Origin of the sequence: Virgibacillus indicus (assembly GCF_002266285.1) — a bacterium.
Classification (GTDB): domain Bacteria; phylum Bacillota; class Bacilli; order Bacillales; family Amphibacillaceae; genus Virgibacillus_K; species Virgibacillus_K indicus.
In genome coordinates, this window is the sequence record NZ_NPMS01000012.1 from 59,531 (window position 1) to 66,688 (window position 7,158).

Sequence of the window (7,158 nt, forward strand, 5' to 3'; positions counted from 1 at the left end):
GATAAACATGGATTTAACTGGAATTGGTGTAATACTTATCGGTGTGGCAGTTTTAATCATTGCAATCTTTATCGCCCATACCTTAAATAACTTAGCAGGTGTACTGCGGGGTGTTGAAAAAACAGTAGACAGACTGCCCGATCAGCTTGATGATGTTTTTAAGGAAACAGGTGAGCTAATCGGGGAAAGCAATCATTCACTGCGCGATGTGAATGATAAGCTGAAACAGCTGAGCCCATTATTTTATATTGCCGGCGACGTTGGAAATGTAACAAGGAAATTTTCCTCATCATTAGTGGATGTTACAGAAACACTTAAAAAGAAAACAAATGACAGCAAGGAAGTTACCAAAGAAAACAGTCTTGGCGGTTTATACGGATCCTTCGCACTTACCTACTACATGATGAGAAAACGCAAACAGGCAAAAGCAGAAACAGAAGGAGCCTCATCCAATGAACAACAAAAGTAGTTATACAATGATAGCCGGTGCATTGGGCGGTGTGACGCTTGGCTGGTTCTTCCGAAGCTTCAACCATAAGCGAAAACAGCTGGAAGGCTACGAATCCTTCCTAGATAAAGCAAAGAATCTTGAGAAAAAGATTTATGAAGACGGAAAGAAACGTGCAGATCAGATTGACGGGATTAAGCAGGAAGTAAATCAAAAGATAAGTCAGTGACAGCAGCACACGAATTTTTCTGGAAGGAAAAGCTCGTGTGTTTTTAGTTTTGGGTGATGGAGCAAGGTTATGGGCGCAAATTGCTGGTATGTAGCATAAAACGTTATGTAGCGTGGTCCAATGTGACATCTTTAGCTGGAATGTAGGTTGAAAGGTAACGTAGAGAGTACTTATGTGCCTGTTCCAGGTGATGAAGAGCATAAAACGTCATGTACTTGCTTTTATGCACCCTTTCTACCTGATAAAGAAGTAAGAAACTTCCCACATAGCACACTCCGCATGCACCTGAACCATCATTCTCATCCTGTAAAAAAAGAATGAGCTCACAATAAGCCCATTCCCTGTCTAATTCACATCAATTACGTTCTTCTCTTTATTAAATTCCCTGCTTTTCTGAAAAATAAAGTACCCCAATGTCAATGCACCATACAATCCTTCCAGATTTTTGCGGTGGGTAAAATCATTTGCAGCCTCTGTCTTGGTTTCCATTTTCGTAACTGCTTCAACCATGGAAGACGATAAATGATTTGTTGCTCTTCCTGCATCGCCGACAATGTAAAATAATGGACTCAATTCTTTTATCTGAGTATTAATTTGCTGGAGCGTTTCTGTTCCAGAACTGATTGCCTTTTTCGCTTCAGAAGTAATTTCTTCCACCGTATCAGGCAATTCACTCGTTGTTTTTTGCAGGTTATCAAATACTTCTGCAAGTTTTGTCAGTGGTTTTATAAGTAAAAAAACAAGTACTAAAAGTGCAACGCCAATTACCAAAACCCCTATACCTAACCAATCCATTCCTGTCTCCCCTTTCTGATATTCTTATTTCTTTTAATCATACCACTTCATCAAAATAAGTAAACGTTTCTTTATCTAGTATTGCACTATTTACATGAGGTATGTATTGTCATAAACCTGCAACTTGTCCCATAAAATAATGAAAGCAAGGATGATAAGGGGCGAGTGAGATGAAACGAACGAAGAAGTTCATGTTTTGGGGGACAGGTGTGCTTTTATTGGCATTCCTGATTCAATTTCCCGTTCAGGAATCACAGAAAACATGGGGAGGTTCCTGGTCGATGCCACTTTCCGGAAAGACAATCGTAATCGATCCAGGCCATGGAGGTCCCGATGGTGGAGCTGTTGGGAAAGACAATACTGAAGAAAAAGGAATTTCCCTGACAGTAGCTAAAAAATTACAGAGCTACCTGCAGCAGTCCGGGGCACTGGTCTACCTTACAAGGGAAGAGGATAAAGATTTAGCCGCTGACGATACAACTGGTCTTTCCCGGAGAAAAGCGGAGGATATTCGAAACCGGATGGAGTTTATTCATGATAAAAATGCTGATTTTTTCATTACGGTTCATCTGAATGCACTTCCATCTACAAAGTGGAGCGGGGCGCAGACATTCTATTATCCAAAATTTGATGAAAGCAGATATCTGGCAAAAATGGTTCAGGCGGAGATCATTCGCAACCTGGAAAATACAACTCGATCTCCATTGGCGATTAATGGTATGTATTTGCTGAAACATGCTGAAATTCCAGGAGCTTTGGTGGAAATCGGATTTTTATCCAATGAAACAGAGCGGGAATTGCTGAAGCAGGAGGATTATCAGCAGAAAATGGCAGCAAGCATCTATGAAGGCATTCTCAGGTATGTAACGGAGGACATGGAAGAAACGGAGGACTAGTCTTATTAGAATCCCATGATTCATATCACTTAGAATTTGAGCGATTTGTGTTATACTAGCAATGGACGCGCTTTAATAGCGTAATTTATTTGCTGGAAAAGGATGGTGGGATAGATGTTATCAAAAGACGAAATTGTACAACTTCTAAATCCGGTTATGGATCCGTTTTTACATAAAACATTCGAAGAACTTGATGCGGTAAAGAGCATCACAATCAAGGAAGAGAAAAATCACGTCAGTGTTAAAGTAGGCATTGGTAAAACAAATACTGGTGAGCAAATGCAGCTGCAACAGGAGATTGTTGGTATTTTAAAGAAAAATGGTGCAACAACGGTTGGGTTGCGTTTTGAACAGCTTCCTGACGAAGTAATAAGAAAATATCAGCCAGCAGCTGAACAGGAGCAGGAAAAGACTTTATTGGGCGGAGGCTCCAACCCACATTTTGTCACAATTGCCAGTGGTAAGGGCGGCGTAGGGAAATCAACGGTTACAGTGAACCTGGCTATTTCACTTATGCGTCTTGGCAAGAAAGTTGGTATTATTGATGCCGATATTTACGGCTTCAGTGTTCCAGATATGATGGGTGTAGAAAACCGTCCGGCAGTTCGCGGAGAAAAAATTATCCCAGTCGAACGCTTTGGTGTAAAGGTAATTTCCATGGGCTTTTTTGTTGAAGACAATTCACCAATCATCTGGCGTGGGCCTATGCTTGGGAAAATGATTAACAGCTTCTTCTCAGAAGTAGAATGGGGAGACCTGGATTACCTATTGCTTGATCTGCCACCAGGAACTGGAGATATTGCGATGGACGTTCATGAACTTCTTCCTACATCAAAAGAAGTCATTGTTACGACACCACATCCAACTGCAGCATTTGTTGCTGCACGTGCTGGACAAATGGCAATAAAAACAAATCATGAAATTCTTGGCGTTGTTGAAAACATGGCCTATTTCGAAAGTAAAGCTACCGGAGAAAAAGAATATGTTTTCGGACAAGGTGGAGGCCAAAAGCTGGCAGAAGTACTAAAAACAAAAGTGCTTGGGTCATTGCCACTGCAACAGCCATATGAAGAAGAGGATGAATTTGCACCTTCCATTTATCAGGAAGATCATCCACTAGGTAAAGAATTCCATAAAATTGCCGCAAAAGTAATAGCGAAAATGGAAGAGTAAAATAGAATGCGGGATGTCCAAATAATGGGGACATCCCGTTTTTGGATTAGCGCAGCAGGATTAACTGCCACCACCGCCGCCTTCACCTTGCCCGCTTTCTCCTTGGTTTTCTCCGCTTTCAGGGCCGCCACCCTGTGATCCGCCGCCCTTGCCACCTTCACCTTGCCCTTGCTTTTCAGCAGCTTTTAGAAGTATCTCTTGGATTTTGGCCTGGAATAATGGCGTTTCGAGTGTCTGCTGGATCGTTTCCTCCAGATGGGCACGAAATTGCTGTCCCTTCAATATCGTTAGGATTTGATCATTTATTTCAGGGTTTTGCAATATTTCAAGCATTTGTTTCTGATAATCGGCATCATTCATTAAATTTTTCATTAACTTTTTTTGTTCTTCTTCCATGGATTTTGCATAGCCTTCCACAAATTTGGGATCCTTAAATAAGGTACTCCACATTTGTGAGCCTTTTTCAGATACAAGTGTTTCGTTTATAGACTCTTTAACAACATCAGATTGGATTACAAGCTCCTGCTTCATTTTTTCGTCCGCCATTATTTCCTGCAGCGCTTTTTTGCCATCCTCTGTTTGTAATATATCAACAACCATCTTTTTCGTTGTGTCATATTCACCATCTTTACCGGAGGATTCTCCTCCACCACATGCACTTATGAAGATGATGGATAAACATATAATTGTCATGAAAAATAATCGTTTCATCAGGAAAACCTCCTCTCCTACATACTTAATATGAGTGACAATTTATAAAAATATTCACTTTCGTAAGGAAAATAATACGTCTTCATGGTAAAATACCAATGGAATGACCACATGAAAAATTTAGCGATTTTTATTCGTTACATAGATAACAGGAGGAAATTGGATTGAATAGTCGTAAATTGGTAAATTTCTTTTTTAAAACCCTATTTCTGGGAGGAATTGCAGGATTAATCACGAGCTTTTTTGTGAAAACCGGTGAATACAGTAAAAACCTGAATCCAGTTGATTTTATGGAATTACTCGGTTTGGTATTATTTTTTATTGGATTGGGAATGGTATTCGCTGTAGTCAGTCAAACCGGCTTTTTCGCATATTTGTATATTAACCGTTTTGGACTTGGCTTTTTCCGGTCTTACTGGCCACTGGTTCAGGTTTTACTGATAGCCTTTGTAGTTTTTGACTTAATTTATTTCCCATACCAGGCAACTAAAGGTGAAGTTTCTGTTTTCTGGTATATTCTCATGGCTGCAGCAATTCTGGGATATGGCTGGATCATTGCTAAAATTAAAGCAAAAGAAACCGAGAAGCATGCCTTTGTACCTGCACTGTTTTTAATGGTCGTCATAACAGCAATTGAGTGGGTTCCCGGACTTCGAACGGAAGGAACAGACTATGCGTGGCTGATGATAATTACCTTACTTACTTGTAATACCTATCAGCTGCTGGCGCTGCATCGTATTAACAACAAGGATTCAGGTAAAGATGCTAATAAAGCAAATACCAAAAAAGCTTAAAAAAAGAGCATGGAACGCTGAAGCGGCGTTTTCCATGCTTTTTAATATTATGTGTTCAAAAGTTGCCAAATTAGAAGCAAGAAGGTCGAGGCGGCGAAGTTTTGACGAATGGAACGTATGCAATTGATACATGAGTATCGGAAAAACAAGCCTTCGTGCGAGATTCGACGCTTATAATTTGGTGATTTTTTGAACATTCTCTTTAAGCCAATTATTCAACTAATTCCGCATCTGCGTGAGCCTGGTTAATTAATTCGGATAGTGTGACAAACTGAAATCCTTTATTCGTTAACCCTGGAAGAATTGTCTTTAAAGCATTTGCGGTTTGCTTGACGGAATCAGAAGCATGAAGCAATAGAATATCTCCGTTTGAAGTTTGCTTCATAACAGTATCAATGATGACATCTGATCCTGGGTTTTTCCAGTCATTCGGATTAACATTCCAATGGATAACTTTAAAACCCATATCCTCAGCCATTTCAATAATTTCTTTATTGAAATGTCCGCTTGGAGTCCGCAGCAAATTCACGTCTTCATATCCTAATTTCTCAAAAACCTCTCTGGCATGGAGCAGATCTTTTCGAACCTGGTCTATTTCCTGGTCAAGATAGCTCTTATACCGATAGCCCATCATGCCAATCTCATGTTTCCCCTCGGTAATTTCCTCTAAAATATCTGGATGCCGTTCTGCCCATTCACCACTGATAAAAAAAGTAGCCTGCGTCTGATTTGCTTCCAGCTGTTTTAAAATATCAAAAACCTTTTCCTCGCCCCAGCTTATATTGAAGGTTAAAGAAATGTTTGATTCATTGGCATTTCCTTTCGTCAATGCAGCCGGTTCCTCTTTGGAAAAAACCGAAAATGCTCCATCCCGTTCAAACCAGACAAATGTCGCAGTAAACAGTGCAAATAATACGACGATCAGCCAGCGCTTCCACTTATGAAAACGCCAAACATAAAAGTGCTGCATCAAAAACCCCTCCCGTTGAAACTTGTCCTTCTTTTTAATCAGTCTATGAATAGAAGCATTAAATAAGAACAAGCTAAACAACAATATATGTATAAGGAAGAGTGACTTTCGCGGGAAAATGGGTTTACCATACTGGCGAGACCAACTTTCTGTTGAAATTTGTCTGTAGTGGATAGATAAGCAGGAAATTTGGGTATAGTATCGTTAATGGTAGAAAAATTTATGCGGTTGGCTCTTACAAAATAAAAAAACCGACAAAATTCATCATTTTTTACGAATGATGTAAGTGAAAAATGAACAACCAATTAGAATAGACATAGGGTAAAAATATGGACGCGAGTTTAAGAGATAGAGGTGAGTGTAATGTTAGGCTTATTAATCAATGAGATGGAACAAAAGGAAATTGAGTATCTGCTGAGACGCGAACTGGAAGAACTGCTGATGGATCTGGAGGACCACCGGATTGATCATATGGTGAAACGGGCAATGCGCGAAAGATATCGGATTCTGTTTCAATTATTCCGTCGAGTGGCAAGTGAAAAAGAATGCATGAAGTATATGCCGAAACGCAGCGAAAATCAATAGAGTGGAATGATGTTGCTGTTTGCGTGAATACTTTCAAATCCAATACCTAATAAACTGTTGGAATTAGAAAAACGATTGGATAATTTACCCTGGAAAAATAGTTTGATGTAATTAGATCCTGCTTTCTCATCGGGTGAAATAGTGCAGACCATTCACCCGATGAATTATTTTATAAGAAGCAGCAACTGCCCAGTGGGGTTATTCTATTATAATTACCGTATGTATTGACTAGATGATAAATTTTCAGATTTAACTGTTTATATTTTTTCCTATTGAACTTATAATTTAAATATGCTATATTAATTTCTGTTGTCATTTGGCGAAACAAGTTTTCATTTAAAGAAAAACTTTTTATCAAAATCTGTTGACAATAAACAGGAAACATGATAAATTATATTTCGTCGCAAAAAACGACAAACTAGAAAATTGATCCTTGAAAACTGAACAAAACAACCAGTATGTCAGGAAAAACATGAACTGTTTTTTCTTTAAGAAACTCAGAAGGTAACACTTCTGAAAAGCTAAGACAATTGATGGAATTGATTGGTGTCGATTCC

The 7,158-nt window shown here is 39.2% G+C and carries 9 protein-coding genes; 6 read left to right on the forward strand and 3 right to left on the reverse strand.

The features are described 5' to 3' along the window. Positions 1-7 precede the first annotated feature (7 nt). Both CIL03_RS17880 and CIL03_RS17885 read left to right on the forward strand, forming a co-directional pair. Complete coding sequence (locus CIL03_RS17880) at positions 8-469, forward strand: DUF948 domain-containing protein (protein WP_094887241.1); 462 nt, start codon at positions 8-10, stop codon at positions 467-469. Next, positions 453-677, forward strand: coding sequence for a hypothetical protein (locus tag CIL03_RS17885; RefSeq protein WP_094887242.1), 225 nt, complete (start codon positions 453-455; stop codon positions 675-677). The genes CIL03_RS17880 and CIL03_RS17885 overlap by 17 nt, the downstream gene beginning before the upstream one ends. A 345-nt stretch (positions 678-1,022) precedes the next feature. Here CIL03_RS17885 and CIL03_RS17890 read toward each other — a convergent pair whose 3' ends face one another. Further along, positions 1,023-1,472, reverse strand: coding sequence for a DUF948 domain-containing protein (locus CIL03_RS17890; RefSeq protein ID WP_094887243.1), 450 nt, complete (start codon positions 1,470-1,472; stop codon positions 1,023-1,025). A gap of 170 nt (positions 1,473-1,642) precedes the next feature. Between CIL03_RS17890 and cwlD the strand changes: the two genes are divergently transcribed. Beyond that, positions 1,643-2,368 carry an N-acetylmuramoyl-L-alanine amidase CwlD gene (cwlD, locus tag CIL03_RS17895; protein ID WP_094887244.1) on the forward strand — a complete coding sequence of 242 codons (726 nt, stop codon included), beginning with the start codon at positions 1,643-1,645 and terminating at the stop codon, positions 2,366-2,368. A 114-nt stretch (positions 2,369-2,482) separates the two neighbouring features. Beyond that, a complete protein-coding gene (locus CIL03_RS17900; protein WP_094887245.1) occupies positions 2,483-3,541 on the forward strand; it encodes an Mrp/NBP35 family ATP-binding protein in 1,059 nt (352 codons plus the stop codon). A gap of 60 nt (positions 3,542-3,601) precedes the next feature. Here CIL03_RS17900 and gerD read toward each other — a convergent pair whose 3' ends face one another. After that, the gene (gene gerD, locus CIL03_RS17905) at positions 3,602-4,252 is read right to left on the reverse strand and encodes a spore germination lipoprotein GerD (RefSeq protein WP_094887246.1); all 651 of its coding nucleotides are present in this window, start codon (positions 4,250-4,252) and stop codon (positions 3,602-3,604) included. 164 nt (positions 4,253-4,416) lie between these two features. Between gerD and CIL03_RS17910 the strand changes: the two genes are divergently transcribed. Continuing rightward, a complete protein-coding gene (locus CIL03_RS17910) occupies positions 4,417-5,046 on the forward strand; it encodes a KinB-signaling pathway activation protein (RefSeq protein ID WP_094887247.1) in 630 nt (209 codons plus the stop codon). Positions 5,047-5,257: 211 nt separating this feature from the next. Here CIL03_RS17910 and pdaB read toward each other — a convergent pair whose 3' ends face one another. Continuing rightward, positions 5,258-6,016: a polysaccharide deacetylase family sporulation protein PdaB gene (pdaB, locus tag CIL03_RS17915; protein WP_094887248.1), complete on the reverse strand. Its 759-nt coding sequence runs from the start codon at positions 6,014-6,016 to the stop codon at positions 5,258-5,260. A gap of 363 nt (positions 6,017-6,379) precedes the next feature. Here pdaB and CIL03_RS17920 point away from each other — a divergent pair, with 363 nt between their 5' ends. Continuing rightward, positions 6,380-6,601, forward strand: a complete 222-nt coding sequence (locus tag CIL03_RS17920) for a hypothetical protein (protein WP_094887249.1) — start codon at positions 6,380-6,382, stop codon at positions 6,599-6,601. Positions 6,602-7,158: the final 557 nt, after the last annotated feature.